Origin of the sequence: Streptomyces sp. NPDC050625, from assembly GCF_040654755.1 — a bacterium.
Classification (GTDB): domain Bacteria; phylum Actinomycetota; class Actinomycetes; order Streptomycetales; family Streptomycetaceae; genus Streptomyces.
Genome location: NZ_JBFAIQ010000023.1, coordinates 109833 through 134846 on the forward strand (window position 1 = coordinate 109833; position 25014 = coordinate 134846).

Annotated in this window: 27 protein-coding genes and 1 pseudogene; 12 read left to right on the top strand and 16 right to left on the bottom strand. The window is 66.7% G+C overall.

Annotated features, from left to right (window positions below; all coding sequences use genetic code 11):
• Nucleotides 1-46: 46 nt before the first annotated feature.
• Both AB0I54_RS35765 and AB0I54_RS35770 read left to right on the top strand, forming a co-directional pair.
• Nucleotides 47-1477 (top strand): aldehyde dehydrogenase family protein, encoded by a 1431-nt coding sequence (locus AB0I54_RS35765; protein WP_363300422.1) that lies wholly within the window; start codon nucleotides 47-49, stop codon nucleotides 1475-1477.
• A 79-nt stretch (nucleotides 1478-1556) separates the two neighbouring features.
• Entirely contained in the window at nucleotides 1557-2489 is a 933-nt protein-coding gene (locus AB0I54_RS35770) for an NAD(P)-dependent oxidoreductase (protein WP_363300460.1), read from the top strand.
• 71 nt (nucleotides 2490-2560) lie between these two features.
• On the opposite strand, the gene AB0I54_RS35775 is transcribed toward AB0I54_RS35770, so the two are convergent.
• Genes AB0I54_RS35775 through AB0I54_RS35785 form a run of 3 tightly spaced genes read right to left on the bottom strand, consistent with a single transcriptional unit; the run spans nucleotide 2561 to nucleotide 5545 of the window.
• Complete coding sequence (locus tag AB0I54_RS35775) at nucleotides 2561-3730, bottom strand: CoA transferase (RefSeq protein WP_363300423.1); 1170 nt, start codon at nucleotides 3728-3730, stop codon at nucleotides 2561-2563.
• Nucleotides 3708-4559: a VOC family protein gene (locus tag AB0I54_RS35780; protein ID WP_363300424.1), complete on the bottom strand. Its 852-nt coding sequence runs from the start codon at nucleotides 4557-4559 to the stop codon at nucleotides 3708-3710. The genes AB0I54_RS35775 and AB0I54_RS35780 overlap by 23 nt, the downstream gene beginning before the upstream one ends.
• Entirely contained in the window at nucleotides 4556-5545 is a 990-nt protein-coding gene (locus AB0I54_RS35785; protein ID WP_363300425.1) for an ABC transporter substrate-binding protein, read from the bottom strand. The genes AB0I54_RS35780 and AB0I54_RS35785 overlap by 4 nt, the downstream gene beginning before the upstream one ends.
• 160 nt (nucleotides 5546-5705) lie before the next feature.
• Between AB0I54_RS35785 and AB0I54_RS35790 the strand changes: the two genes are divergently transcribed.
• The 7 genes from AB0I54_RS35790 to AB0I54_RS35820 all read left to right on the top strand — a co-directional run bounded on the left by AB0I54_RS35790 (nucleotide 5706) and on the right by AB0I54_RS35820 (nucleotide 11414).
• The gene (locus AB0I54_RS35790; RefSeq protein WP_363300426.1) at nucleotides 5706-6848 is read left to right on the top strand and encodes an acyl-CoA dehydrogenase family protein; all 1143 of its coding nucleotides are present in this window, start codon (nucleotides 5706-5708) and stop codon (nucleotides 6846-6848) included.
• 39 nt (nucleotides 6849-6887) lie between these two features.
• On the top strand, nucleotides 6888-7193 hold the full coding sequence (locus AB0I54_RS35795; RefSeq protein ID WP_363300427.1) for a Dabb family protein: 306 nt from the start codon (nucleotides 6888-6890) through the stop codon (nucleotides 7191-7193).
• Entirely contained in the window at nucleotides 7193-8632 is a 1440-nt protein-coding gene (locus AB0I54_RS35800; protein WP_363300428.1) for an aldehyde dehydrogenase family protein, read from the top strand. The genes AB0I54_RS35795 and AB0I54_RS35800 overlap by 1 nt, the downstream gene beginning before the upstream one ends.
• Before the next feature lie 26 nt (nucleotides 8633-8658).
• Entirely contained in the window at nucleotides 8659-9429 is a 771-nt protein-coding gene (locus tag AB0I54_RS35805; protein WP_363300429.1) for an enoyl-CoA hydratase-related protein, read from the top strand.
• Nucleotides 9430-9462: 33 nt separating this feature from the next.
• The gene (locus AB0I54_RS35810; RefSeq protein WP_363300430.1) at nucleotides 9463-9609 is read left to right on the top strand and encodes a hypothetical protein; all 147 of its coding nucleotides are present in this window, start codon (nucleotides 9463-9465) and stop codon (nucleotides 9607-9609) included.
• Nucleotides 9606-10457 (top strand): SDR family oxidoreductase, encoded by an 852-nt coding sequence (locus tag AB0I54_RS35815; RefSeq protein ID WP_363300431.1) that lies wholly within the window; start codon nucleotides 9606-9608, stop codon nucleotides 10455-10457. The genes AB0I54_RS35810 and AB0I54_RS35815 overlap by 4 nt, the downstream gene beginning before the upstream one ends.
• Nucleotides 10458-10535: 78 nt before the next feature.
• Nucleotides 10536-11414 (top strand): alpha/beta hydrolase, encoded by an 879-nt coding sequence (locus AB0I54_RS35820; RefSeq protein WP_363300432.1) that lies wholly within the window; start codon nucleotides 10536-10538, stop codon nucleotides 11412-11414.
• 110 nt (nucleotides 11415-11524) lie between these two features.
• Here AB0I54_RS35820 and AB0I54_RS35825 read toward each other — a convergent pair.
• The 8 genes and pseudogenes from AB0I54_RS35825 to AB0I54_RS35860 all read right to left on the bottom strand — a co-directional run.
• A pseudogene (locus AB0I54_RS35825) lies at nucleotides 11525-11887 on the bottom strand (SDR family oxidoreductase); the annotation flags it as partial.
• Nucleotides 11875-11967 carry a hypothetical protein gene (locus AB0I54_RS35830; protein ID WP_363300461.1) on the bottom strand — a complete coding sequence of 31 codons (93 nt, stop codon included), beginning with the start codon at nucleotides 11965-11967 and terminating at the stop codon, nucleotides 11875-11877. The gene AB0I54_RS35830 and the pseudogene AB0I54_RS35825, both read right to left, overlap by 13 nt.
• Entirely contained in the window at nucleotides 11925-12296 is a 372-nt protein-coding gene (locus AB0I54_RS35835) for an SDR family NAD(P)-dependent oxidoreductase (RefSeq protein ID WP_363300433.1), read from the bottom strand. The genes AB0I54_RS35830 and AB0I54_RS35835 overlap by 43 nt, the downstream gene beginning before the upstream one ends.
• A 211-nt stretch (nucleotides 12297-12507) precedes the next feature.
• Nucleotides 12508-13116, bottom strand: coding sequence for a cytochrome P450 (locus tag AB0I54_RS35840; protein WP_363300434.1), 609 nt, complete (start codon nucleotides 13114-13116; stop codon nucleotides 12508-12510).
• A gap of 60 nt (nucleotides 13117-13176) precedes the next feature.
• Complete coding sequence (locus AB0I54_RS35845; protein WP_363300435.1) at nucleotides 13177-13458, bottom strand: hypothetical protein; 282 nt, start codon at nucleotides 13456-13458, stop codon at nucleotides 13177-13179.
• Nucleotides 13455-13586 carry a hypothetical protein gene (locus tag AB0I54_RS35850; RefSeq protein WP_363300436.1) on the bottom strand — a complete coding sequence of 44 codons (132 nt, stop codon included), beginning with the start codon at nucleotides 13584-13586 and terminating at the stop codon, nucleotides 13455-13457. The genes AB0I54_RS35845 and AB0I54_RS35850 overlap by 4 nt, the downstream gene beginning before the upstream one ends.
• Before the next feature lie 192 nt (nucleotides 13587-13778).
• A complete protein-coding gene (locus tag AB0I54_RS35855; protein WP_363300437.1) occupies nucleotides 13779-14606 on the bottom strand; it encodes a TauD/TfdA family dioxygenase in 828 nt (275 codons plus the stop codon).
• 195 nt (nucleotides 14607-14801) lie between these two features.
• The gene (locus tag AB0I54_RS35860; protein WP_363300438.1) at nucleotides 14802-15257 is read right to left on the bottom strand and encodes a MarR family transcriptional regulator; all 456 of its coding nucleotides are present in this window, start codon (nucleotides 15255-15257) and stop codon (nucleotides 14802-14804) included.
• Between the two features lie 128 nt (nucleotides 15258-15385).
• Here AB0I54_RS35860 and AB0I54_RS35865 point away from each other — a divergent pair, with 128 nt between their 5' ends.
• From AB0I54_RS35865 to AB0I54_RS35875, 3 genes are read left to right on the top strand one after another with little or no spacing between them, the layout of a single operon-like run.
• The gene (locus AB0I54_RS35865; protein ID WP_363300439.1) at nucleotides 15386-16570 is read left to right on the top strand and encodes a thiolase family protein; all 1185 of its coding nucleotides are present in this window, start codon (nucleotides 15386-15388) and stop codon (nucleotides 16568-16570) included.
• Entirely contained in the window at nucleotides 16570-17316 is a 747-nt protein-coding gene (locus AB0I54_RS35870; protein WP_363300440.1) for an enoyl-CoA hydratase/isomerase family protein, read from the top strand. Before AB0I54_RS35865 ends, AB0I54_RS35870 begins: the two co-directional genes overlap by 1 nt.
• Nucleotides 17309-18739, top strand: coding sequence for an MFS transporter (locus AB0I54_RS35875; protein ID WP_363300441.1), 1431 nt, complete (start codon nucleotides 17309-17311; stop codon nucleotides 18737-18739). Before AB0I54_RS35870 ends, AB0I54_RS35875 begins: the two co-directional genes overlap by 8 nt.
• 2 nt (nucleotides 18740-18741) lie before the next feature.
• On the opposite strand, the gene AB0I54_RS35880 is transcribed toward AB0I54_RS35875, so the two are convergent.
• The 5 genes from AB0I54_RS35880 to icmF all read right to left on the bottom strand — a co-directional run bounded on the left by AB0I54_RS35880 (nucleotide 18742) and on the right by icmF (nucleotide 24933).
• Complete coding sequence (locus tag AB0I54_RS35880; RefSeq protein WP_363300462.1) at nucleotides 18742-19578, bottom strand: SDR family oxidoreductase; 837 nt, start codon at nucleotides 19576-19578, stop codon at nucleotides 18742-18744.
• 120 nt (nucleotides 19579-19698) lie between these two features.
• Nucleotides 19699-20115: a Rid family hydrolase gene (locus tag AB0I54_RS35885; protein WP_363300442.1), complete on the bottom strand. Its 417-nt coding sequence runs from the start codon at nucleotides 20113-20115 to the stop codon at nucleotides 19699-19701.
• A 13-nt stretch (nucleotides 20116-20128) separates the two neighbouring features.
• Complete coding sequence (locus AB0I54_RS35890) at nucleotides 20129-20956, bottom strand: TauD/TfdA family dioxygenase (RefSeq protein ID WP_363300443.1); 828 nt, start codon at nucleotides 20954-20956, stop codon at nucleotides 20129-20131.
• A 31-nt stretch (nucleotides 20957-20987) separates the two neighbouring features.
• Nucleotides 20988-21746 (bottom strand): SDR family NAD(P)-dependent oxidoreductase, encoded by a 759-nt coding sequence (locus AB0I54_RS35895; RefSeq protein ID WP_363300444.1) that lies wholly within the window; start codon nucleotides 21744-21746, stop codon nucleotides 20988-20990.
• Between the two features lie 22 nt (nucleotides 21747-21768).
• Entirely contained in the window at nucleotides 21769-24933 is a 3165-nt protein-coding gene (gene icmF / locus AB0I54_RS35900) for a fused isobutyryl-CoA mutase/GTPase IcmF (protein WP_363300445.1), read from the bottom strand.
• Between the last annotated feature and the right edge of the window lie 81 nt (nucleotides 24934-25014).

A 25014-nucleotide genomic window follows, 5' to 3' on the forward strand; every position in this document is an offset into this window, starting at 1 on the left:
AAAACTATGAGTATGATAGCCAGTGTTGATTTAGGGAGGTAGCCCAGTGTTCGAGCAGCTCTTCATCGGCGGCGCCTGGCAGGCGCCTGCTGGACCAGAGACCGTGACCGTGCTGAGTCCGGCCACCGGCCGTCCGGTGGGACGGTTCCCCGTGGCGACTCCCGCCGAGGTGTCAACCGCTGTCGCCTCAGCGAAGCGGGCCTTTGCAACCTGGTCGTCCACCCCGCCCGCTGACCGGATCGCTCTGGTCCGTCGTGCGATGGCCGAGTTGGCGGACGCTTCAGTCGACCTTTCCCGACTCCTGGCCGACGAGCTTGGTACTCCGTTGACCGAGGCTCGTGAGCGGCAGGTCGCGCGAGCTCTAGAAGTCGGCGAGCTCCTGTGTGACTCGGCCGAGCGCATCCACTGGTCGCATGTCGACTGTGATGTCGAGACCACCCACGAGGCCCTCGGTGTGGTTGCTGCGGTCACCTCGTGGAGCCGGCCGCTCGAGCAGATGGTGATCAAGATCGTCTCGCCGCTGCTCGCGGGCTGCACGGTCGTGCTGAAGCCGTCAGAGCTGGCGTCGCTGTCCGCCTTCCCCGTGGTCGAGGCTTTCCGGAAGGCGGGCGTTCCTGCCGGTGTCGTGAACCTTGTCGTCGGGCGAGGGGCGGTGGGGGAGTCCCTCGTCTCCCACCCTGAGGTGCATGTCGTCACCTTCACGGGCACGACCGAGGTGGGGCGCCATGTCGCGCAACTCGCTGCGCGGGGCATGAAGCGGGTCATCCTTGGCCTGGGAGGCAAGTCGCCGTCCCTGCTCCTCGCCGACGGGGACGTCGACGAGGCGGTCCGCGCCACGCTCGAGAGCTGCTTTGCGAACTCCGGTCAGGCTTGCGGCTCGCTCTCGCGCCTGCTGGTGCCACGTGCACGGAAGGATGACGTCGAGGCGGCCATCCTGAGGCACATGGCGAAGTGCCGCCTCGGACTCCCGGATGACCCGGAGGTGACTGTCGGGCCCCTTGTTGCGGCAAGTCAGCGCGCCGCCGTCCTCGAGCTCATCGAGTCGGGCGTCGCCGAAGGTGCTCGCGTGCTCGCCGGTGGCGCTGACGCGGAGGTCCCAGCGAGCGGCTACTTCGTCGCGCCGACGGTCCTCACCGACGTCTCGGCAGCGATGGAGATTGCGCGGTACGAGGTCTTGGGTCCCCTGCTGTGCGTCCTTGCCTACGACTCCGAGGACGAGGCCGTGCACATTGCGAACGACTCTCCGTACGGTCTGGCCGCGGCGGTCTGGTCCGCAGACATTGAGCACGCCCGAGAGGTGGCGCGACAGATCCGCGCCGGTCAGGCCTGCATCAACAGCACGCGACTTCCTCTCGACGCGCCCTTCGGCGGCTCCGGCCACTCGGGCTTGGGGCGGGAACGCGGCGTCGAAGGAATCCTGGGCTTCACCCAGGTCAAGACCATCGGGATGGCGTCGTCGTCCCGCCCGACGGCGTGACCGGGTCCCGCTGTCGCTAACCCACATGCGCGGCACTTCCGGCCGGCGTAAGTACCCCTATCCAGATGGAGGAAACACCATGAAGGTTGGAATCGTCGGGCTTGGCAATATGGGCCAGCTGCTCGCCGGGGCCATCGTCCGGGCCGGCATCGAGACCTACGTGTACGACGTTCGCACGGAGCCGGTTCAGGCCCTCGAGGAGCAGGGTGCGAAGGGGTCGGCTTCGGTGGCGGAGCTTGCGGGGCTCGTTGACGTGGTCGGCGTCGTCGTCCTCAACGAGGCGCAGGTGCGCGACGTCGTCGAGCAGGTTGCTGCCGCGGGCCACGCGCGCACCGTCGTCATCCACAGCACGGTGACGCCCGCTTTCGTCCAGTCCCTTGCCGCGGATCCCGCGTTCGCGAAGCTCGCGTTCGTCGACGCTGCGGTCGCCGGCGGCATCGCTCGTGCGAAGACCGGCGACCTCACCGTGATGATCGGTGGCTCCGAGGAGACGGTCCAGTCGGTGTGGCCGATCTTCGATGCCATCGGTCGTGAGCTCTTCCACTGCGGCCCGGCAGGTGCCGGTTCGGCGGTCAAGCTCGCGGTCAACTTCATGACCATGTCGAGCTACAACCTGATGCTCGAGGCCACCGAGTTTGTCCGCGCGTACGGCATCGAGGAGGACGACCTGATGACCGTCCTCACAACGAGCTCCGCGGACTCGAAGCAGGTCCGGGCCTGGGGCCTGCAGGACCGGATCCGTCGCAACACCCCGGCCGGTACGACGCCGGCACCGCTCGTCTTCGAGAAGGACCTGAGCTCCTTCGCGACGGCTGCCGGTGAGGCCGGTCTCGTCCTCCCGCTCGCGGCCGTGTCAGCCAGCTCGACCGTGCGCACGATCGCGCGCCGCGACGCTTACATTGACGCTCTCGGCGACGCCTACGCCCCGGCTCCGCGGTGCTCGGTTTGCACGCTCGAGCTCGCCGCGCCGTTCCAGGAGGCCGGTGTACACCCGGAGTGCGCCTCGCACTGACGTCGTAAGACAACGAAGCCCACGATCCGAGGTCGTGGGCTTCGTCGTTTTCGGGGACGGGAGTCGAGAGGTCAGGAACCGAACTCGTCCACGAAGTCCTGGGTGTGCGCACCGAGTGCTGGCGCCGGCTCGAGGGCGGCCAGAGGGGCGCCGTCGATGAGGAAGGGACTCCGTACCGTGCGGATCTTTCCTTCGGTCGGGTGGTCCTGGACCGCGAACAGGTCGACCGCGGTCACGTGCTCGTCGACGAGGAGGTCATCGAGGGAGTTCACCTTGGCGTGCGGCACATCGATTTCACCGAAGACAGCAAGCCACTCGTCCGTTGTGCGTGCAGCGAGCTCCTGCGCGGCGACGCCGTACACGTGGTCGATGTTGTTGGTGCGTGCGCTGACGTTGACGAAGCGCGGGTCCTCCACGAGGTCGTGGTGACCCGTGAACTCGAGGAACGCCTTCCAGTGCTTGTCGGTGTAGAGCATCAGGCTGATGTAGCCGTCGCTCGTCGCGAACGGCCGGCGCTGCCGCGAGGCAGTGCGCGGGTACAGCGACGGGCCGGTGGCCGGCTCATAGGTGAGGCCGCCCCACTGCTCGGCGGCGGTGAAGCCGACGAGTGCCTCGAACATGGGGATGCGCACCTGGGAGGGACCGTTGCCCGCCCGATGTCCGGCAAGAGCGGCGCTGATGCCGAGTGCGGCGTACATGCCGCTGATCTTGTCGGCGACCGCGTTGCGGACGTACTCGGGCGTTCCTCCACGGCCCTGGACCCAGGCGACACCCGCTGCCGCCTGAATCGTGTCGTCATACGCCGGAACGTTCTCGTATGGGCCAGGGCCGTAGCCGACGAGCTCGCAGAGCAGTGCCTTCGACCCAGCGCCGTCGAGACCTTCACGGGACAGACCGAGCCGAGCTGCAGCAGAGGCGCGCATGTTGTGGACGACGACGTCGTAGTGGGGGAGAGCTCGCGCGAGAATCGCACGACCCTCCTCCTGTCGGAGGTCGAGGACCACGCTGCGCTTTCCACCGTTGAGGGCGAGGTAGATCGGCGACATGCCGGGGGTCTTGCCAGCGGTCAGGTGCCGGACGACGTCGCCAGTCGGAGGCTCGATCTTGTCCACGCTTGCACCGAGTTGAGCAAGCAGCAAGGTGCAGAACGGGCCGGACATCGTGCTCGTCAGGTCGAGAATCCTGACTCCGTCGAGCGGACCCTTGCCCGCGCTGGGTTCAGTAGCCGGCAGGCGGTTCATAGACGTCCTTGGCGCGAATCGTGCGGACGAACGTCCGCGGCTGGTGGGAACCGGGCGTGACCTGGCCGTGTTCGTAGCAGAACTCGACACCGAGGCCGGTCGGGACCGCCTCGAAGTAGAAGCCGATGGAGCCGGAGGTCTCATGCCGGATCAGGTCGTCCCGCAGCTCCAGGCCGGCGCGGCGCACGATGGCGCGAGCGCGCATCACGTCGTCGAAGGTCTCGGTCTGGAAGCAGATGTGGTTGACCACGCGGGGGCCGGGCCGGCGCTGGAGCACGAGCGTGTGGTGGGCGCCGTCCGACGCGTGGATGAAGGCGGTGGTGTCCTCGATGAAGTCCGAGACACCCATGCCCAGGATGCCGGTGTAGAACTCGAGTGCCTTGTCCCAGTCGTTGGCGGAGACGGCCACGTGCACCAGGCGCTCTAGCTTGGCCCACTTCGGCTGGTTCCCGCCGGCAACGCCGGCCATGCCGCGGAAGATCTCGATCTCGGTGCCGTCCGGGTCGTTGAACCGGATCCACTCCTGCACGAAGTCCTCGGTGAAGTTGGAGCCGCGCGTGAACGGAACACCGGCGTCGGCGAGCACCTTCTCGACGTCCTCGAAGGAGAACTCCGGGTCGATGACGAGTCCGATGCGGACGAGGCCCTCGGGCTGCGAGGGATCGCAGCGGAGCTCGACCCAGTGGTGCTCCTGGTTGGCGCCGAGGTACGCGCGGTCCTCGGTCCGACGGTTCAGCTGCAGCTGGCCGCTGTCGCTGAAGAGGGTGACGGCTTCGTCCAGGTCGGTCACGTTGAGGGTGACGTACCCGAGGCGGTTCACAAGCATCATGACTGCTCCTTGTGGGTGGTGGGTTCGAGGGGGAGGAAGTAGTTCTCGATAGGGAGATCTGCCCAGACGAGGTCCTGGTCGACGAGGTAGCGACCGAGCGCGTCAGTGGTCGGGCGGTTCCGCTCGAGTCCGTACGGCCACGGGTCACCGCCCATCGCGGCGTACTGCTCCTCGACGGCGGCGAGGGTCCAGGGGAGCGTCGGGTAGGAGACGCTGGTCGACCACAGTCGCTTCTCGGCCTGCCGCTTGGTCGCCTCGAACGCATCCACAAGCTGCTGGGCCAACTCCGGCTGGCCCTCCAGGACTTCGCGGCGAACGACGAGGGTGTGCATGACCGGGAAGATCCCGGTGCGCGCGAAGTAGTCGCGTTCGGCGCCAGGGGCGTCGCGAAACAGTCGACGGATCCCGCGCGGCGGCGGGTATGTGCCAGCGCCGATCCAGGCGTCAGCCACGCCGTCTCGCAGCAGGTCGGGAAGGCTGCGGGCGTCAGGCGCCGGCGTGATGTTGACGTCCTGGGGGAGCTTGAGGGTCGCCTCGTCGAGGCCGACGGGCGTCCGGTGTGTGATCCACGAGATGTCCTGCGGCCGCACGCCGTACTCGTCATGGAAGAGGCCGCGGAGCCAGACGGCCATCGTCATGCCGTACTCCGGCAGTGCGACGGTCTTGCCGGCCAGGTCGGCCGGGCTCTCGATGTCGGAATCCTCGCGCACCCAGACGTTGCTGTGCCGGAAGGAGCGGGAGATCCAGACAGGCAGGCCCACGAGAGGGCAGTCGTCGCCGAGCTTGGACCGCATCGTCATGTAGAAGGACGAGGACAGCTCGCCGCCCGCGTACCCCTCCTCGCCAGACGACAGGAGCGCGAACGCATCCTTCGGGCTGGCAACGATGTGGTTCTCGATGTCGCGTCCCATCGTCGCGGCGACAGCGGGAAGGTCTGCAACGCGGTCGTACTGACCGCCGAAGACGAAGCGCAGGGGCGCTGACATGGACTACCTCCGGTTGCTCTGACTGGTTCCAACGATCACGTGACCGTTGCCACAGTGCTAAAACATAGATACCATGAACACATATTGCCGGTAAAGGCTCAGCGCCCTGTGGCGGAGGCCAATCGGCAGCATCCCGAAGGCATCAAGAGGAGTGGCCGACATGGCTATCGACGAACACGAGCTGGCGGCGTTCACCGCGACGATCCGCGACTTCGCTCAGCGTGAGGTGGCGCCACGCGTGGCGGAGTACGACGCGGCGGAGCAGATCCCGCGTGACATCGTGAAGCAGATGGCGGAGCTCGGCCTCTTCGGCGGCACGGTACCGGAGGAGCTCGGCGGCCTCGGTCTCGACCACGTCTCCTACGCGAAGATCATCGAGGAGATGGCGAAGGTTGACCACACGCTCGGTGTCCTCATGTCGATGCCGTCGTCCCTCGTCGGGTCCGGGCTGGTCAAGTTCGGCACTCCCGAGCAGCAGGAGAAGTGGCTGCGGCCGCTCGCCCAGGGCGAGATCTTCGGCGCCGCAGGAGTCACCGAGCCCCAGTCGGGCAGCAACGTTGCTGCGATGGAGACGACCTACCGCCGCGATGGCGACGACTTCGTCATCAACGGCGCGAAGACGTGGATCTCCAACCTCGACCTGGCCAGCTTCATCATCACTTTCGCCACGGCCGACCGCTCGCTCGGTCGCGCGGGCATCTCCGCCTTCATCATCCCGGTCGACTCGCCCGGTCTGACCCTGAGCCCGTTCAAAGACAAGCTCGGCTTCCGACCGATCTGCAGCGGCGAGGTCAGCCTGGTCGACGTCCGGGTCGGTGCCGATGCGCTCGTCGGCGAGGAGTTCGGCGGTTACGCCGTTGCCATGAACGCCGTCGAGAAGGGCCGCCTCTCCGTCGCCGCGCGCGCCGTCGGTCTTGCGCAGGGATGCCTCGACGACTCAATTGCGTACGCGCAGCAGCGAGTCATCGGTGGCACGGCAATCGCTGACCACCAGCTGATCCAGGCCAAGCTCGCCAACATGGCCACGGAGATCACGGCGGCGCGCCTGCTCGTCCACGACTGCGCCCATGCCATGGACCGCGGCGAGCGCGGCCGCAAGCAGGCGAGCATGGCCAAGATGTACGCCTCGAACGTTGCGCAGCGGGCCGCCACCGAGGCCGTGCAGATCCACGGCGCGTACGGCGTCTCGCCGGAGTTCCGTGTCGGCCGTGCCTACCGTGACTCGAAGGTCTTCCAGCTCGTCGAGGGCACCGGCGAGATCCACCTCCAGCTCATCGCGCGCGCCCTGCTCAAGGGCGAGTGACGTTCCGTCCGCCCCCTTCTGAACTTCCTAGGAGAACCCATGATCTTCCGTCACGTCGTCCAGATGACCTTCAAGCGCGAGCCGTCGGCTGACGAACTTGCCCGGTTCCGTCAGGTCCACGATGACCTCGGTGCGCAGGCTCCGACCGTCAAGGCCTTCTCGCACGGCCCTGACGCCGGTGTCCGTCCCGGGGGAGCGAGCTGGGCCCTTGTCGGCGACTTCGACAGCCCCGAGGCCTGGCAGGAGTACAGCAAGCACCCGGCCCACGATGTGGTGCGGGAAGCGCTCAAGGAGCTCGACCTGGTCGGTGGCGTCAGCGTCGTCCAGTACTGGACGGAGAAGTGATGATCGGTCTCAAGTACGCGGGTCAGCAGTTCATCGGTGGCAAATGGGTCTCGTCGACCAGCCCCGACCGGATTCCGGTCGAGAATCCGGCCACGACGGAAGTGCTTGCTGAGGTAGCCGCGGGTTCGTCGGCCGATGCGGCTGCTGCCGTTGCCGCCGCCCGAGCTTCCTTCCCTGCATGGGCGGCGACCAGCCTCGATGAGCGGATCGCCATCGTGACGGCGGCCGCCCGCTTGCTGGAGGCCGATGCGGACGAGATTGCTGAGACGATCACCGCCGAGCTCGGCTCACCGCTTTCCCAGACGAAGGCCACGCAGGTCGGCCGTTCGGTGGAGGTGCTCGACTCGCTGGCACGTGCGGCGCGCAAGGTCGAGTGGTCCAGCCAGATCGGCGCGACCGCTGTCTATCGCGAGCCGGTCGGCGTCGTCGTTGCCATTACGCCCTGGAACTTCCCGCTGCACCAGGCGGTTGCGAAGGTTGGCGCGGCCCTGGTCGCCGGATGCACCGTCATCCTCAAGCCGTCGGAGATGGCGCCGCTCAACACGTACGCACTTGCTGACGCCTTCGCGGCGGCCGGACTGCCGGCCGGCGCGCTGAACATCGTCACCGGCCGTGGAGACATGGTCGGGGAGGCCCTGGTGGAGGCGCGGGATGTCGATGCTGTCTCGTTCACCGGCTCGACCGCCGTGGGTCGTCGTATTGCCGCGACGGGCGCGGCCACGATCAAGAGGGTTTCGCTCGAGCTGGGTGGCAAGGGTCCGTCCATCGCCCTTCCGGACGCCGACATCGCCGCGGTCGCCAAGGCCACGGCTGCGCGTTGCTTCGGCAACTCGGGCCAGGTCTGCGCATCGCTCACGCGCCTTCTTGTTCCTTCCGATCGGGTCGCGGAGGCAGAGGCGGCGGCCGCGAAGTTCGCCGACGCGCTCACTGTCGGTGACCCGATGGACGACGCGACGGTCATGGGTCCGGTCATCTCCGGCGCACACCGCGACCGCGTCCGTGGCTACATCGAGAAGGGCCTCGACGAGGGTGCGCGTCTGGTCACCGGCGGCCTTGATGCAGAGGTTCCGGCGGGCGGTCACTACGTCGCTGCCACGGTCTTCTCCGATGTCACGCCTTCGATGACCATCGCTCGCGAGGAGATTTTCGGCCCCGTTCTCTCGATCATCGGGTACGCGTCCGTCGACGAGGCCGTCGACATTGCCAACGACTCGGACTACGGACTGGTCGGGGCTGTCTGGGGCGCCGACGCGCCGGAGATCGCCCGCCGCCTTCGCGTGGGCCTCGTCGGCGTGAACGGCGGACGGCTGAACGTCGATGCGCCGTTCGGTGGCTACAAGCAGTCCGGCTATGGGCGCGAGTTCGGCGTTCACGGGATCGAGGAGTTCCTCGAAATCAAGTCCGCCAACTACACGGCCGAGGCCGACGTCGTCCTGTGAGGACGGGAGTTCGCGAAGGAGTCAGGGTGGAGAACGAACTGATCGTCGAGCGCGTTGGACGCACCTGCGTTCTCACGCTCAACCGACCCGAGCAGATGAATGCTCTCTCGCGGAGCCTGCAGAAGTCCCTCGCCGACGCCCTTCTGGAGGCGGGCGCGGACGACTCGATCTCCGTCATCGTCCTCACCGCCGCCGGGGAGCGCAGCTTCTGCCCGGGCGTTGACCTGAAGGAGCTCCGGTCCCTGAACGGCGAGTGGCGCGGACCTTATGCCGGCTCGGAGCGCTCCGTCTGGGAGATCCTGGCGACGACGTGGAAGCCGACCATTGCTGCTCTGAACGGTGCTGCTGTCGGGGGCGGATTCGAGCTCGCCCTCGCCTGCGACCTCATCGTCGCGGTCCCGGATGTGAAGGTCGGTCTGCCGGAGGCCAAGGTCGGGCTGGCAGGTTCCTTCGGCACCACCGTGCTCTCGCGACGCCTGCCGCGCGGCGTCGCCGCGGACATGTTGTTCACCGGTCGTCTTGTATCGGCCGACTCGCTCCAGCAGTGGGGCCTGATCCAGCACCTCGCCCCTTCTGCGCTGCTGCGTCGCGCCGCGCTCGACTACGCGGAGCAGATCTCCTGCAATGCGCCGCTCAGTCTGCGGCGCATGAAGGAGCAGATGGTGAAGGGCTACGGCCTGCCATTGATGACGGCGGTAACCCTTGAGGTAGGTCCCAATCCCTATCTGTCCGAGGACCGCAAGGAGGGCGTCGCTGCCTTCCTGGAGAAGCGCGAACCGCGCTGGACCGGCCGCTGAGTCCGCGGTCTCACATCGAGAGGAAGTAGTGACATGAAGACGCATCTGAACTGCCCGTGCGGCGAGGTGATCAAGGGTGTCGACGAGGACCAGCTTGTCGCGAACGTGCGCGAGCACCTCAAGGAGAACCACCCCGGGCACGAGTACACGCGCGACCAGATCCTGATGCTGGCGTGGTGAGCCGCGCGCCCCACGCCTACGACCCGGAACGTCTTGCCGGCCGCCACCTCGTGGTGACGGGCGGCACCGGCGGGATCGGTCGAGCATGTGTGATGGAGGCGCTGGCGGCCGGAGCATCGGTCTCGGTGCTCGGGCGGACCGACAAGGCCCTCGACGAGCTGAACGTGGACCTGCTCCGCACGAATGCGCGAGGCCGGGCCTTTCTCGCTGATGTGCGGGACGGACGTTCGGTCATGGCTGCGCTGGGCGAAGCCCAATCTGAGTTCGGGCCCGTCGACGTCCTGGTCAACAACGCCGCGACGTCGCTCGTGCAGGGGCCTTTCGAGGCCGTAGACCTCGAAGCGTGGTGGCAGGAGTTCGAGATCAACGTCCGCGGGGTCGCGACGTGCACCCGGGCTGTCCTGCCCGGCATGGTCGAGCGTGCCGGCGGACGGATCATCAACATGGTCTCCGGGACCGCCGGTCGTCCCTCTCCGTACCACCTGGGCTACGCGATGTCGAAGGCCGCGGTGGTGCGCTTCACCGATTCCCTGGCCCTCGAGCTTGAGGACTCGGGGGTGCAGGCTTTCGCGCTGCGCCCAGGTCACGTGCATTCGCCGATGACTCATCGCTTCCAGGATTCCCCGGTTGCCCAGCAGTGGATGGGGGAGGAGGTTGCTGCTCTTGAGCTCGCCGCACCAGACCTCGCGGTGTCGGCGGTCCTGTGGCTGGCCAGCGGTCACGGAGACGCATTCAACGGGCTGTGGGTCGACGCGGATCAGGACCTCGTGGCCCTGGCAGAGAACGCTGCTGACGTCGTGCGTTCGTCCGCCAACCAGCTGCGTCGAATCCCCGCATCCGCGAGCTAAAACTCTGCGCCTTTTTTGCTGGACAGCACACCTTTCGCCTTCTATGATCATGATAGTCATTTTATGAAAGGGAATCACATGTCTGATCAGAGGACGGTGTGGCGCGAACTCCTGGACCAGGGCTTCAGTCAGAAGTTCTACGACGTTGACGGCGTCCGTACCCGCGCCATCGAGGCGGGCGACGGGCCGGCCATGATCTGGCTGCACGGCGGCGGCGGGCACGCCGAGACGTACGTGCGAAATCTCGGGCCCTACTCGCCGTACCGCCGCAGCTACTCGCTCGACATGCTCGGCCACGGCTTCACGGATACGCCTGCGGACTTGGACTACACGACGAGCGATGTTGTCGAGCACGTCGTGCGGTTCATGGATGCCGCGGGTATCGAAAAGGCAGACCTCAGCGGCGAGTCGTTCGGCGGGCGCGTGGCGACCTGGGTCGCGATCAAGTACCCCGAGCGCGTCAACAAGCTCATCCTCAACACCAGTGGTGGCCTGCCGGCAAGCGAGGACGAGAAGCATCAGGGCGACCTGGATGCGCTCCTCGTCCGCACCAAGGCATCGCTGGAGAAGACCGACTTCGACTCCGTGCGGGCGCGCATGGAGTGGCTTGTCTATGAGCCGGCCTCGATGCCTGACGAGATGGTTCGCATCCGGCAGGCGATCTACGAGCGTCCGGGCATCAAGAACGCGCTCACGAAGTTGTTCAGCAAGCTCTTCGACCCGGCCGATGCAGTCAACTACTGGCTGACCCCAGAGCGTCTTGTCGGCGTCAAGGCGCCCACTCAGGTCGTGTGGACGCGGCACAACCCGATCCACTCCTGGGAGGACGCGCGCGCTGGCTTCGCCCACATCCCGGACGTTCGGTTCCACCTCATCGAGGACGCGGCCCACTGGCCCCACTTCGAGCAGGCGGACGAGTACAACGACGTCACCCTGAAGTTCCTCCTGGAGGACTGACGCCAGGCTCCCTGGGTCACACTGCGCGAATCAAGGAGGGCCCCGGCCTACTGGCCGGGGCCCTCCTTGTGCAAGCGCCGATGCGCGCTGTGTGCCTCGGTTGGTGGTGGTCAGGACGGCTGGCCGCCGTCCATCCACAGGGTCGTTCCGGTGATGAACGAGGCGTCCTCACTGATGAGGTATCCGATGCCCTTGGTGATCTCCTCCGGCTGGGCGATGCGCTTGATGAGCTGGGTGTGCTCGACGGCCTGGCTGAGCAGCCGCTCGCTCTCCTCGCCCGGGCGCGTGACGGTTCGCGGCATGTTGGTGTCGACGGCACCGGGGCCAATGCCGCACACGCGAATCTTCCGGGGAGCGAGCTCGGCCGAGAGCGCTCGGGTCAAGTAGATGTTGGCGGCCTTGCTGGTGCCGTAGGCGCCGAGGCCAGGGCTCACGTGTGCCCCGCTCGTGGAGGCGACGTTCACGACAACAGCGTTCTCGTTTTCGGGTGGGGCAGGACTGCCTTCGTCATTACGAAGGCGCCGCCGACATTGATGTGGAACAGGCGCTCCAGTTCCGCGAGGCTGATGTCGACGAGCGGCTTGCCGAGGATGACGCCGGCGATGTTGAGAAGAGCGTCGAAAGGAGCGCCCTGTTCCGCGCGGTCCGTTCGACCAGCTCAGCGGCAGCGACCTCGTCGGTGGAGTCGAGGACCTCAGCGATTGCCTCGACGTTCGGATTGTCCTGCTCGAGAAGCTGAAGTGTCTCCTTCAAGCCTTCGGCATTGACATCGGTGATCAACAGTGCTGCGCCGCGCTCTGCGACGAGTCGGGCAGTGGCCCGGCCGATGCCGCCGCCGGCTCCGGTGACGAGAATCCGCTTGCCAGCAAGGGATATGGACATGGAACGACCTCCAGAAGATTGCGGTGGATCTGCGCGTTGGGGGAGAGGGGCGTTGGTGAAGCGAGGGGTGCTGGTGCGGTGGTTAGCGGGAGACATTGATCGTGACGCTGGCGTAGCCGTTCGCCAGCGTTGAGTTCACGCGCTCGTGTGAGATCACTTCGACCGCGGAGAAGCGCCTGCTGAACTCCTCAAGTAGCACCCGTATCTCGAGTCAGGTGAGCGCTGCGCCGATGCGGGAGTGCTGGCCGAATGAGAAGGAAGCCTGGGGCTTGAGGACGGGCCGCATCGGGTCGAAGGCCGTGGGGTTGTCGAATGCCTCCGGGTCGCGGTTTGCGGCCTGGTAGAGCATGTAGACGCGTTGACCTTCGCGGATCTTGACGCCGCGGATTTCGGTGTCTGTGAGCGATGTGCGACCGAAGCCGTGGACGGGAGTTGTCCACCGGAGCAGTTCCTCGACGGCGATCGGCACGCTGATCTCGCCCGAGGCGAGCTTCGCCATCTCTGAGGGGTGGCCCGCCAACGCGATGGCGGACCCGCTGATCGCATTTCGCGTTGTCTCGTTGCCAGCGGTCATCACTCCGCTCAGCATCATGTGGACGATCTCGCGCGTGATGAGGCCGTCTTTCTCCGCCTGGAGGAGTGTCGAGATCAGATCGGGGCAGGGGTCCTTGTCGCGCTCGGCCAGACGAGCCTCGTAGTAGGCCCCCATTGGCATGAGGGGTCCGGCCAGGCCGGCGAGATCTTCGACGGACATACAGTTGCCCATCTGGATGATGACGTCACTCCACTCCTTGACGAGATTGATGTCCTCGAGGGGCATGCCGACCAAAAGGGAAATCGCGACGCAGGTGAGCGGCTCGGCAACACCGGCTGTCCAGTTCTAGGGAGTGCCGGGCTCGATCTCGTCGAGCCACTCGATGACCTTCTCGCGGAGCGCCTCCTCCCACTGCTTCACCCGGTGGGGCGTGAATGCAGGCGCCATCAGGTGGCGCAGATCGTTGTGGCGGGGCGGATCCGTGAGGGAGAAGACCTCGGCATTTGCCGGGAAGAAGGAGGCGAGAATATTGCCGTATCGGAAGTCATTGAGGAGAACGCCGTTGGCGACGGAGAAGATCTCCGGGGTGCGGGTGATCATCCGCTGGTCCTCGTACTTCGTGATCACGAAGTAGTCGGGGGCTCGTAGTAGTGAATCGGATGGGTCTCCCGGAGGACGTCCAGCGTGAGAGCCGGGTCCTGGCGGTAGTAGTCCACATCTTCGATGAGTGTGGCGAGGGTCTGACTGGCTGGCATGAGCACCTCCAAAAATGATGATGATGACTATGATCGACATCACAGGATGACGTTGCATTGTCAATACAAACCCTGCAACTCATGACAAGGGTTTCGTTCGGAAGGCGCTTAAGCAGGGTGGCGCGGAGGCCCGGAAGTGAAGACGGGCCCCGACCTGTTGGTCGGGGCCCGCCGGTGGGGATCAGCTGAGGGTCACCAGCTGAGCTTGTTCAGCACCAGTCGCCGCAGGGTGCGCGGGTTGTGGTCGATGCGCCCGGTGCGGGCGTGCTGGACGCTGAGGTTGTTGAAGAGGACGAGGTCGCCGTTGGTCCAGTTGTGCTCGTAGACGTTGGCGTCGTTGTAGAGGGCCTGGAACAGGAGCTGGATGAGCTCCTCGCCCTCCTCGGATCCCGGGCCGTACTCGACCAGGTGGCTGGTGTTGAACTCGTTGACGAAGAGCGCCTTCTTGCCGGTGTGGGGAACGACGTTCACGACCGGGTGGATGGCGTGCTGGAGGCCGGGCGTGTTCTCGCCGTCGGGGTAGTCGACGAGCATCATGCGGACCTGCTCGTTGTTGTCCGCGTTCGTGTCGAACATGTTGTAGCCGTGGAGGTTCTCGATCTTCTCCTTGATCTCCTCCGGAAGGCTCTCGTAAGCGCGGACGCTGTTGGCGAAGGCGGTCGGCGGCGACGTCGGGGAGACGTCCTGCGCGTAGAGGCTGGTGCCGAATGCGATGTCGTCGCGGTAAGCGCCGTCGTTGTGGAACTTGAGGCGGCCGTTGACGGCGAGGCTCGGGTTGTCCTTGAGGACGTTCGAGAGGTACTCGACCTGCGTGCCCCAGCGGAAGGTGTGGAGGTCGCCGAGGGCCTTCACGAAGTTGTCGTGGTGCGCGTCCTCGAGCTTCTGGTCACGGAGGAGCAGGAAGCCCCCGGTGTCGAAAGCCTCGCGGAGGTCGGCGAGCTCCTGGTCGCTGAACGGCTTGCTCAGGTCGAGGTCCTGAACCTCGAGCCCGACGTAGTTGGTGACGGGAACAGTCTTCATTGCGTTTCCTCGCACGATCGGGTGCCCTGCCGAAGGAGTGGTCCGTGGTGGTGCCTGTCACGGAATCTACAGGCTACCTGTGGATTGCACTAGATCTCTGCGCAGATTTTTTTCCCGCCAATTTTCCGAGTTGCGACTTTCAGGCATGCCGGCGTCGCCGCATGCCCAAAGGGCGTGCGGTACTGCCGGAGGCGATCAGCCCTTGCGGGGGTCTGGCGAGTCGGCCAGGCGAGCCATGAGGGCTACCGCCTGGGCGAGGATCTCTTGCTCGTCAGGGGACAGCTGGCTGTCGATCGCGCGCTCGAGCCATGCGCCTCGCGAGGCTTGGACGGATGCGATGAACTCCGTGCCCTTGGGCGTGAGCGACAGCAGGAGCTTGCGGCGATCGGCAGGGTCAGGTTCTGTGCTCACGAGGCCCTGGTTCCTCAGGCTGGAGACGGTCTCGGCCACTGACTGCTGGCGAATGTGCTCTGCCGCGGCGACTGCGGTCGACGTGGTCGGCTGCTCCTCGGAGATCCGGCCGAGCACGGTCATCTGCGACATCGTGTACGTCGAGCGATCGGCCTGCTCGCGACGGAGCCGGGCGCGCATTCGCGTGATGGCAAGGGCGAAGTCGACCGCAAGGGAGGAGGTCGACGTAGAGGTGGCCATGGCCGCAGTGTAGCGGCCGCCTCTCCCAAGGAAGATATCTCTGACTATGATAGTCCTTGACGATTGGGGCGCGTGCTCGGCGACTGGCGCGGAGCGGAATCCGGAGCCCCACGGCGAGGAGTGACGGCATGACCGCGGCAGAGAAGATCGTCGTCGTTGACGGCGCACGGACCCCCATCGGCAGTTTCGGCGGGGTCTTCAAGGACGTGCCCGGGTTCGAGCTCGGGGCGGTCGCGTCCCGTGAGGCCATGGCGCGTGCGGGCGTCGCCCCGGACGACATCGACGAGGCGGTCTTCGGGTGCATCGGGCAGGTGGGCTCGGATGCGTACAATGCGCGCCGCGTGGCAATCACCGCGGGACTGCCGAAGAGTGTTCCGGCGTACACGGTGAATCGGCTGTGCGGTTCAGGCCTGCAGGCGATCTGGTCGGCTGCCATGCAGATGCGATGGGGTGGGGTCGACATCGCTCTCGCTGGTGGTGACGAGTCCATGACGCGTATGCCGTTCTACGACTTCGGGGCGCGCAACGGCTACAAGCTCGGCGACCGTTCGCTCGTCGATGGCACCGTCATGATGCTCACTGACCCCTTCCACGGCATCCACATGGGCATCACTGCAGAGAACGTCGCGACGCAGTACGGCGTCTCCCGTGAGGCCCAGGACGAGTTCGCGCTTCTGTCCCAGCAGCGGGCTTCGTCGGAAGCCGCGCGCGCGGCGTTCGCAGAGGAGATCGTCCCCGTCGAGGTGGGCGGCCGACGTCCCTTCACGGTCTCGGTCGACGAGCATCCCAAGCCCGACACCACGATGGAGATCCTCGCTGGCCTGCGTCCCGCGTTCGTCGCGGGCGGCACTGTCACCGCGGGCAATGCGTCCGGCATCAACGACGGAGCCGCGGCCGTTGTGCTCGCGCGCGAGTCTGTGGCTGCCGAGCGGGGCCTGACGGGGCTGGTCACCCTGGAAGCGGTTGCCACCGCGGCGAACGAGCCTGAGCTGATGGGGTACGCCCCGACGTACGCGTTGAAGAAGCTCTTCGACCAGACTGGTCTGGCCCCCTCGGACATCGACATCGTCGAGCTCAACGAAGCCTTCGCGTCGCAGGCCGTTGCGGTCATCCGTGACGCCAAGCTCGACCCCGAGCGCACCAATCCGTACGGTGGCGCGATCGCCCTCGGCCACCCCGTCGGGGCGACCGGCGCAAACCTCACGCTGCGTGTGGCCAAGCACCTGCAGCGCACGGATGGCGAGTGGGGCATCGTCACGATGTGCATCGGTGGCGGTCAAGCCCTCGCGGCGCTCTTCCGGAGGGTTGCCTGATGTCCTCGATCACCGTTGACGTCGCTGACGGCGTCGGCCACATCGTCCTGAGCCGTCCGAAGCACGCCAACGCGTTCGACCTTCCGATGGCTCGGGAGCTCGGCGAGGCAATCTCGCGCATGGAGAAGGACGACGTCAGGGTCGTGCTCCTGACGGCGGACGGTCCGCGATTCTGCGCCGGGGGAGACGTCTCCTCGTTCCTGGCGGGGGAGGATCCCGAGGCTTACCTGCTCGAGCTGGCCACCGTTCTCGAGGAACACGTCCGCCGGCTTTCGCTCCTGCCGAAGCCCGTCGTTGCCGCAGTCCAGGGCGTCGCTGCAGGCGCAGGGCTGGCGTTCGTGTTGGCTGCCGATCTTGTCGTGGCTGTTCCTTCCACCAAATTCACGATGGCCTACGCCAACATCGGCCTCACGCCGGACTGCGGAGTGGCGTACCTCCTCCCGCGTGTCGTGGGCCTGCGCCGTGCGCTCTCATTCACCCTCGAGCGCCGGGTCATCAACGCACCCGAGGCCCGTGAGTGGGGTCTCGTGAGTTCGATCGATGATGATCCGGAGACCGCAGCGAACTCTCTGGCCGCCACGATCGCAGCCGGGCCGGCTACCGCGCTTGGCGAGGCCCGGCGCCTGCTGCGCTCGTCGTACGACCTGCCACGTGCGGAGCACGCCGTCGCGGAGGCGGAGACGATTGCTTCGTCCGTCACCACCCCTGAAGCGCAGGAGCTGATCCGGGTGTTCACGGGTGGCTGATCCGGAGCTGGATGCGGTTGACGGGCCCCTGCTCGAGGGTGCGGGGGCGCGCGGTTCGGTGGCCTCGTCATTTCCGTGGCGATTCACGACCCCGCTGCTGCTCGGCTCTACCCTGAACCCGATCAACAGCTCGATGATCGCGACGGCACTCGTCCCGATCTCGGTGAGCCTCCACGTGCCCGTGAGTCGCACGGTCGCGTTGGTCACGGTGCTCTACCTCGTCAGCGCGATCGGGCAGCCGACCGCTGGCAAGGTGGCGAGCGTGATCGGCGCTCGCCGTGTCTTTCTCGGTGGCGCAGTCATGGTCCTGGTGGGCGGCGTCCTCGGTGCCCTGGCCCAGAGCCTGGTCGTGCTTCTGGTTGCCCGTGGCCTCATCGGCCTGGGTACGTCGAGTGCGTATCCGTCTGCGATGACCCTCATTCGGCGCCGGGCAGCGGAGGCGGGGCTGGCCAGCCCGCCAGGAAAGGTCCTCGGCGGCCTCCAGATCTCGGCCATCATCACCAGCGCGGCGGGCCTGCCGCTCGGTGGTCTGCTGGTGGTCGTCGGTGGTTGGCGGTGGGTCTTCTTGGTCAACGTGCCTGTCGCGCTCGTGACGCTCGTAGCGACGCTCATCTGGATCCCCGCTGACCCGCGGCAGGGCAACTCGGGCGTCCGAACCCTGCTGGCACGCATCGACCCGCTGGGGATCGTCGCCTTCGCGGCCACAATGACGGTGCTGCTCAGCTTCCTCTTCCGGCTTCCGGAACCGAGCTGGGGACTCCTGGCGCTTGCCGTGGTCCTGGCGGCGGTCCTCGTGGTCTGGGAGCTCCGCGTTGCGGAGCCGTTCATCGACATCAGGCTCCTCGGCCGGAACGGCCGGCTCACCCGGACATACCTGCGTTACGCGCTCATCGCGCTCTGCGTCTACACCCTGATGTACGGCGTCACCCAGTGGATGGAGGATGCGCGAGGCCTCTCAGCGTTGACGGCCGGACTCGTTGTACTGCCCATGAGCGTCGTGTCCGGGCTGATCGTCTTCCCGGTCTCCAGGCGAAACCTAGTTCGTGGTCCGGTCAGAGCAGCAGCGCTGGCAAGCCTCGTCGGTTCCGCGCTGTTGCTGGTGGTGGGGGCTGACTCGAGCATCGCCCTGATCGTGCTTGTCACGACGCTCTTCGGCCTGGCCTTCGGCTCGTCGTCGAGCGGCAACCAGATCGCCCTGTATGCCCATGCGCCGGCCGACCAGATCGGTGTCGCGGCCGGTCTCTACCGGACGTTCGGGTACTGCGGATCGATCGCCTCTTCCGCGGTCACGGCGTTTGCCTTTCGTGATGAAGTCAGCGACCGCGGGTTGCATGAGCTGGCGTTGGTCATGGTCGCCGTCAGCCTGATGGCCATCGGTCTGGCCTTCTTCGACCGGCGGTTTGGCCCTCCGGGCGTGCACTGAGTTCAGGCGAGGTCGGGTCGGATCGTCCTCGCCGCGGCCACCGCCCCACCGTCGACAAGGAGGTCTACGCCGGTCACGTAAGACGCATCGTCGGACAGCAGGTAGGCGACCGCCGCTGCGATGTCCTCCGGGTTGCCCGCGCGCCGCGTGCCCTGGGCCTCGACGGTCGCTCTCATCCGGCGGCCCGCGGCGCCGTCAAACTCCTGCTGGGCCATCTTGGTCAGGATGATGCCGGGACTGACGGAGTTCACCCGAGCTCCGCGGTCTGCCCATGACGTGCTGGCAGCGCCGCGCACGCGAAGCACCGCCGCACGCTTCGACCATCCGTACGCCGTGCGCGTGTCATCCAAGGCATGTGGCAGGAGCTGCGGCAGCAGGGCCAGCAGCTCCTCCGCGGGCGTCAATGCCAGCGCTACCTCGGTCTCGCGGTCGAGCTCGGGCACGCGGTGGCCCGCCATACTTGCGATAACGACGCCGCTGCCGCCGGGGGAGACGACCTCCCCGAACGCCTCCAGGACATGCGCGACGCCGAGCAGGTCGACCGCGAGCAGGCGCTCGACGTCCGCCATGGTCGGCGAGAGACCAGCCGTGAGCACGACGTGCCTGACGGGACCGAGCTCGTCAGCGGTCCGCGCGAGGGTGCGCACCTCCTCGCGCGACGAGATGTCGACCGGCTGGACCTCGACGTGATGTCCGGAGTCACGCAACTCATCGGCAGCTGCGCTCAGCGTTGCCGGGTGGAAGTCGGCGAGCAGGATCGTCTTCCCGCCGCCAGAGCGTCGGGCGCAGGCCAGGCCCATGCCGCCGGCGCCGATGATGACAAGCACGTCCCTGCGCATGATCAGCTCCTGATGTAGGTTGATGTCGGACCGGTCGACAGCTCGAGCGTAGATATTGATCAGCGCGCGGATCTGCGACTCGTCCACGAGTCGCTGGAGTTCGGGATCGCGGTCCACGGTTCAGTTCGCCTCGGTCTGGTTGAGGTAGGCCGTCGCCTGGATCTCCAGGAGGCATCGCGGATCGAAGAGGTTGGCCACACCGGCCATGGCGCTGGCCGGTGCGGCGTACCCGAAGACCTCTCGGCGTACGACCTTGTTGGCCGCGGCGACGTCCGCTCCATCACCCACGAAGAACAGCGTTTGCTGCGCGATGTCGGTGATGGACGCCCCGAACTTCCCGAGGATCCAGGCGATGTTGGCGTACGCCTGACGCATCTGGGCCTCGACACCCTCTGGGAAGTCGTACTCCTCGAGGCTCGGAGCGTCGAAGTCGACCTTCATTCCGACCATGCCGGCGACGTGGATGACGTTGCCAGCGCGGACTGCCCACGACAGCGAGACGCTCTCGCCGAAGAGGTGGAGGCGTTCGAGTTCCATCAGTTGTCCCCGATCAGTGGCTGACGGACTTCAGCACGAGGCGACGGAGGGGGCGGGGACTGGTGTCCACGGAGCCAAAGCGGGCGTGCTGCACGCCGAGGTTGTCCCAGACGACGGTGTCACCGTTCGCGTAGTGATGAGCGTAGACGTTGGACTCGTCGTACATCACCGAGAAGAGTTCCTGGATCAGCTCCTCGCCCTCGGCCGAGTCCGGTCCCAGCTCCTCGAAGTGGCTCGCGTAGAGCTCGCTGACGAAGAGTGCCTTGCGGCCGCTGTGAGGGAGCGTCATCACGGCTGGGTGAACGGCGTGCTTGACGTCGGCGAGCGAGCGTCCCGGAGGGAACTCCGCCACGCGGGTGCGCAGGACCTCGGCCTCGGGGTCGTCGATGCTCAGTGTCGACACGAGCTGCAGGCCCTCGAGACGCTCCTTCACCGAGGGTGCGAGCTGTGCGTATGCCCGGACGCCGTTGGCGAAGGCGGTCGGCGGCGACGTGGGGGAGACCTCGATCGCGCTGAGCGAGGTGCCCGCACGCGGGTGCTCCCGGTAGGCGCCGTCGTTGTGGAAGAGGAGGCGGCCCTGGCCAGCGGGGCTCCGGTTCTCGGTGACCTTGTTCGTCATGTACTCGTGCTGGGCACCGTGGTCGAAGGTCTCAAGGGGACCGAGGTACTTGATCCATCGATCGTGGTCCTCGCCCGTGATCGGCTGATCGCGTACCAGCAGCAAGAGGTGGTCCGCAAATGCCTTGCGCATGGTCGCCAGGTCGGCGTCGTTGAGCGGCTTCGACAGGTCGACGTCGCGGACTTCGGCCCCGACGGGGCCATCAAGCGGAACGATCTTCATGCTTTCCTCCAGTTGGTGTGGTTTGAGCCAGTCAGCGGGGAGCCATGCGGAGGGCGCCGTCGAGACGGATGACCTCTCCGTTGAGGTAGTCGTTGTCGATGATCGAGAGCGCGAGCCGGGCGTACTCGGTGGGATCGCCGAGGCGCTGGGGGAAGGGGATTCCGGATGCGAGTGAGTCGCGGAATTCCTCCGAGACCGTCATCAGCATGGGCGTCAGCAGGATGCCGGGCGCGATGGTCATCACCCGGATCCCGTGCTGGGCGAGGTCGCGCGCTGCGGGCAGCGTCAGTCCGACGATGCCGCCCTTCGACGACGCGTACGCCGCCTGGCCGATCTGACCCTCGAGCGCCGCGACGGAGGCGGTGTTGATGATGACGCCGCGCTGACCGTTGGCATCCGGAGTGGTGCGGGCGATCTCGTCGGCGGCCAGAGCCAGGACGTTGAAGGAACCGATCAGGTTGATCGAGACGACCTTCGCGTAAAGGTCGAGGTCGTGGACCCCCTTCTTGCCCAGAATCCTGGCGGAGGGACCGATGCCTGCGCAGTTGACGACAACGCGCAACGGCTCGGGTCCGCCGGCAGCAGTCGCCACCGCGTCGCGCACCTGCTGGGGATCGGTGACATCGGCTGCGAGGTAGGTGACGCCGTCGACCTGGGGTGCGGCTTCGATGGATGCGGGCAGGTCCAGCGCGTAGACCGTCCCATACCGCGCGGCCAGTGCGGCAGCGGTCGCCGCGCCGAGTCCTGAGGCGCCGCCCGTGACGATCGCGGCTTTTCCGTTGACGTTCATGTGCTTCCTGTCAGGGTCGTGGTCAGACGTTGCGGCGGTACTGGCCGCCGACCTCGAAGAACGCGTCGGTCACTTGTCCGAGCGAACAGACGCGGGCCGCATTCATCAGTACCGCGAAGACGTTGTCGCCGGCGGTCGCGGCCTTCTTGAGTCGCTCGAGTGCCTCGGCGGCCTCGTCGGCGTGCGTCGACTGGAAGGCGCGGACGCGAGCGAGCTGAGACTCCTTCTCGGTGTCCGTCGCACGCATGAGCTCGACCTCGTGGACCTCGTCGTCCTCGGGGGCCCGGAAGGTGTTGACGCCGATGATCGGCAGCGAGCCGTCGTGCTTCTTGTGCTCGTAGAGCATCGACTCGTCCTGGATCCGGCCGCGCTGGTAGCCGGTCTCCATCGCGCCGAGCACGCCGCCACGCTCGGAGATCCGGTCGAACTCCTGCAGCACCGCCTCCTCGACCAGGTCGGTCAGCTCGTCGACGATGAACGAGCCCTGCAGCGGGTTCTCGTTCATGGCGAGGCCCCACTCGCGGTTGATGATCAGCTGGATGGCGAGCGCTCGCCGCACCGACTCGGGGCTGGGGGTCGTGACGGCCTCGTCGTACGCGTTGGTGTGGAGCGAGTTGGCGTTGTCGTACGTCGCGCACAGGGCCTGGAGCGTCGTACGGATGTCGTTGAAGTTCATCTCCTGCGCGTGCAGCGAACGGCCGCTCGTCTGGATGTGGTACTTCAGCTTCTGCGAGCGCTCGTTCGCGCCGTACTTCTCCTTCATCGCCACGGCCCAGATCCGGCGGGCGACGCGGCCCATGACGGTGTACTCCGGGTCCATGCCGTTGCTGAAGAAGAAGGACAGGTTCGGCGCGAAGTCGTCGATGTCCATGCCGCGGGCGAGGTAGGCCTCGACGTAAGTGAAGGCGTTGGCGAGGGTGAAGGCGAGCTGGCTGATCGGGTTCGCACCGGCCTCGGCGATGTGATAGCCGGAGATGGAGACCGAGTAGAAGTTCCGCACGCCGTGCTCGATGAACCACTCCTGCACATCCGCCATGCAGCGGAGGCCGAACTCGGTGGAGAAGAGGCAGGTGTTCTGGCCCTGGTCCTCCTTGAGGATGTCGGCCTGCACCGTGCCGCGGACCGTGCGCAGCGCCTCCCCAGGGTCGATGCCGTTCTCCTGCGCCTTGTCGATGACGGCGTTGAGGAAGAAGGCCAGCACCGTGGGCGCGGGGCCGTTGATCGTCATGGACACCGACGTGGTTGGTGCCAGCAGGTCGATCCCGTCGAACAGCGCCTTCATGTCGTCCAGCGTGGCCACCGAGACGCCCGAGGTGCCCACCTTGCCGTAGACGTCGGGGCGCTCGGCAGGGTCGCGGCCGTAGAGCGTGACCGAGTCGAACGCCGTCGACAGACGGGTCGCGGGCTGGCCTTCGGCGAGCAGCTTGAAGCGCTTGTTGGTGCGGAACGGGTCACCCTCACCAGCGAACATGCGCGCCGGGTCCTCGCCCTCGCGCTTGAACGGGAAGACGCCGGCGGTGAAGGGGAAGAGGCCCGGGAGGTTCTCGCGACGCAGGAAGCGGAGAAGCTCTCCGTGGTCCTCGTAGCGGGGTACGGCGACGCGGGGGACCATGTTACCCGAGAGTGACGTGCGTCCCTTGCCCTCGAGTGCAGGGTTGTACGACGCCGAGAGAGCGGGCCATCCGGAGATCTGGGCCTCGACCGCGGCGGGGAGATCACGGATGGCCCGCTGGGCAAGGTCCGTGATCTCGTGGTCGCCGTCGAGCTCGGCAGCAACCTCGGAGAGGCGCTGGGCACGGCGTGCCTTGGCGACCAGCTCTTCGGTGGCGGCGTGGTAGTCGCGCACCGTCGTGGTGATCTCGGAGAGGTAGCGCACGCGGTCGCCCGGGAGCACCTGCTGGATGCGCGTCGACTTCTTCGTCGCGACTGCAGGGAGCAGGCCGGCGCGCACGGCGAGGCCCTTGTCGGCCAGAAGGTCGCGGAGGAACTGGTAGAGCGCGGTGACGCCGTCGTCATCGAAGGTGGCCGCACTGGTGCCGAAGACCGGCATCTGCTCCGGCCCCTGGCCGAACGCCTCGCGGTTGCGGACCATCTGGCGGCCCACGTCGCGAAGGGCGTCCTCCGCACCGCGGCGCTCGAACTTGTTGATGGCGACTGCGTCGGCGAAGTCGAGCATGTCGATCTTCTCCAGCTGCGACGCTGCGCCGAACTCCGGCGTCATGACGTACAGCGAGGTGTCGCAGAAGGGCACAATCGCGGCGTCGCCCTGGCCGATGCCGGGGGTCTCGACGATGACGAGATCGAAGCCGGCTGCCTTCGTGACGGTCAGGACGTCGTCGAGGTGCTGGGGGAGTTCGTGCGCGCCGCGGGTGGCGAGGCTGCGGAAGTAGACGCTGTCTCGCTTCCACGGCGTGCCTGCAGCGCCGGCGAGGTCGAGGATGTTCATGCGGATGCGGTCACCAAGAAGGGCGCCGCCACCCTTGCGGCGGGTCGGGTCGACCGCGATCACGGCGACGCGGACCTCGTCGGCCTGGTCAGCGCGCAGCCGGCGTACGAGCTCGTCCGTCAGCGAGGACTTGCCCGAGCCGCCGGTACCGGTGATGCCCAGGACGGGGATGGCGCGTGCGTCTGCGGCCTCCCGCAGGTCTGCCATGACTTCGGCCGGAAGTTGGCCCGTCTCGGCGCCTGTGATGGCGCGCGCAAGGGCTCCTCGGTCGCCGGCGAGAACCTCGTCGGCCGTGACCGGCTCGACAGTCCAGAGATCGGTGTCGCAGGCCTCGACAACCGAGTTGACCATGCCCGGCAGGCCCATGCGCTGGCCATCCTCAGGGGAGAAGATGGTCACCCCGGACTCGCGAAGACGCGCGATCTCCTCGGGGACGATGACGCCACCACCGCCACCGACCACCTGGATGTGGCCGGCGCCGCGCTCGCGCAGCAGCTCGACCAGGTACTCGAAGTACTCCACATGGCCGCCCTGGTACGACGACACGGCAACGCCCTGCACGTCCTCCTCGATCGCGGCCTCGACCACCTCGGCGACGGAGCGGTTGTGCCCGAGGTGGATCACCTCGCAGCCCTGGCTCTGGAAGATGCGCCGCATGATGTTGATCGATGCGTCGTGACCGTCGAACAGGCTGGACGCCGTCACAAGGCGGATCGGGTGCTGGGGGACGTGGAGCGTCATCGGGTTGCCTCCGGGAATCGGGTGGACATGATGATAATCATAGCCATAATATCCTGCATCACACACGACGAAGCTCGTCGG

What these genes read in the sequence shown, in the direction of transcription:
- AB0I54_RS35770 (WP_363300460.1), top strand. Translation starts at nt 1,557, where the DNA reads ATGAAGGTTGGAATCGTCGGGCTTGGCAATATGGGCCAGCTGCTCGCC.
- AB0I54_RS35775 (WP_363300423.1), bottom strand. Translation starts at nt 3,730, where the DNA reads ATGAACCGCCTGCCGGCTACTGAACCCAGCGCGGGCAAGGGTCCGCTC.
- AB0I54_RS35780 (WP_363300424.1), bottom strand. Translation starts at nt 4,559, where the DNA reads ATGATGCTTGTGAACCGCCTCGGGTACGTCACCCTCAACGTGACCGAC.
- AB0I54_RS35785 (WP_363300425.1), bottom strand. Translation starts at nt 5,545, where the DNA reads ATGTCAGCGCCCCTGCGCTTCGTCTTCGGCGGTCAGTACGACCGCGTT.
- AB0I54_RS35790 (WP_363300426.1), top strand. Translation starts at nt 5,706, where the DNA reads ATGGCTATCGACGAACACGAGCTGGCGGCGTTCACCGCGACGATCCGC.
- AB0I54_RS35795 (WP_363300427.1), top strand. Translation starts at nt 6,888, where the DNA reads ATGATCTTCCGTCACGTCGTCCAGATGACCTTCAAGCGCGAGCCGTCG.
- AB0I54_RS35800 (WP_363300428.1), top strand. Translation starts at nt 7,193, where the DNA reads ATGATCGGTCTCAAGTACGCGGGTCAGCAGTTCATCGGTGGCAAATGG.
- AB0I54_RS35810 (WP_363300430.1), top strand. Translation starts at nt 9,463, where the DNA reads ATGAAGACGCATCTGAACTGCCCGTGCGGCGAGGTGATCAAGGGTGTC.
- AB0I54_RS35820 (WP_363300432.1), top strand. Translation starts at nt 10,536, where the DNA reads ATGTCTGATCAGAGGACGGTGTGGCGCGAACTCCTGGACCAGGGCTTC.
- AB0I54_RS35835 (WP_363300433.1), bottom strand. Translation starts at nt 12,296, where the DNA reads ATGTCCATATCCCTTGCTGGCAAGCGGATTCTCGTCACCGGAGCCGGC.
- AB0I54_RS35840 (WP_363300434.1), bottom strand. Translation starts at nt 13,116, where the DNA reads ATGCCCCTCGAGGACATCAATCTCGTCAAGGAGTGGAGTGACGTCATC.
- AB0I54_RS35850 (WP_363300436.1), bottom strand. Translation starts at nt 13,586, where the DNA reads ATGCCAGCCAGTCAGACCCTCGCCACACTCATCGAAGATGTGGACTAC.
- AB0I54_RS35855 (WP_363300437.1), bottom strand. Translation starts at nt 14,606, where the DNA reads ATGAAGACTGTTCCCGTCACCAACTACGTCGGGCTCGAGGTTCAGGAC.
- AB0I54_RS35860 (WP_363300438.1), bottom strand. Translation starts at nt 15,257, where the DNA reads ATGGCCACCTCTACGTCGACCTCCTCCCTTGCGGTCGACTTCGCCCTT.
- AB0I54_RS35865 (WP_363300439.1), top strand. Translation starts at nt 15,386, where the DNA reads ATGACCGCGGCAGAGAAGATCGTCGTCGTTGACGGCGCACGGACCCCC.
- AB0I54_RS35870 (WP_363300440.1), top strand. Translation starts at nt 16,570, where the DNA reads ATGTCCTCGATCACCGTTGACGTCGCTGACGGCGTCGGCCACATCGTC.
- AB0I54_RS35880 (WP_363300462.1), bottom strand. Translation starts at nt 19,578, where the DNA reads ATGCGCAGGGACGTGCTTGTCATCATCGGCGCCGGCGGCATGGGCCTG.
- AB0I54_RS35885 (WP_363300442.1), bottom strand. Translation starts at nt 20,115, where the DNA reads ATGGAACTCGAACGCCTCCACCTCTTCGGCGAGAGCGTCTCGCTGTCG.
- AB0I54_RS35890 (WP_363300443.1), bottom strand. Translation starts at nt 20,956, where the DNA reads ATGAAGATCGTTCCGCTTGATGGCCCCGTCGGGGCCGAAGTCCGCGAC.
- AB0I54_RS35895 (WP_363300444.1), bottom strand. Translation starts at nt 21,746, where the DNA reads ATGAACGTCAACGGAAAAGCCGCGATCGTCACGGGCGGCGCCTCAGGA.
- icmF (WP_363300445.1), bottom strand. Translation starts at nt 24,933, where the DNA reads ATGACGCTCCACGTCCCCCAGCACCCGATCCGCCTTGTGACGGCGTCC.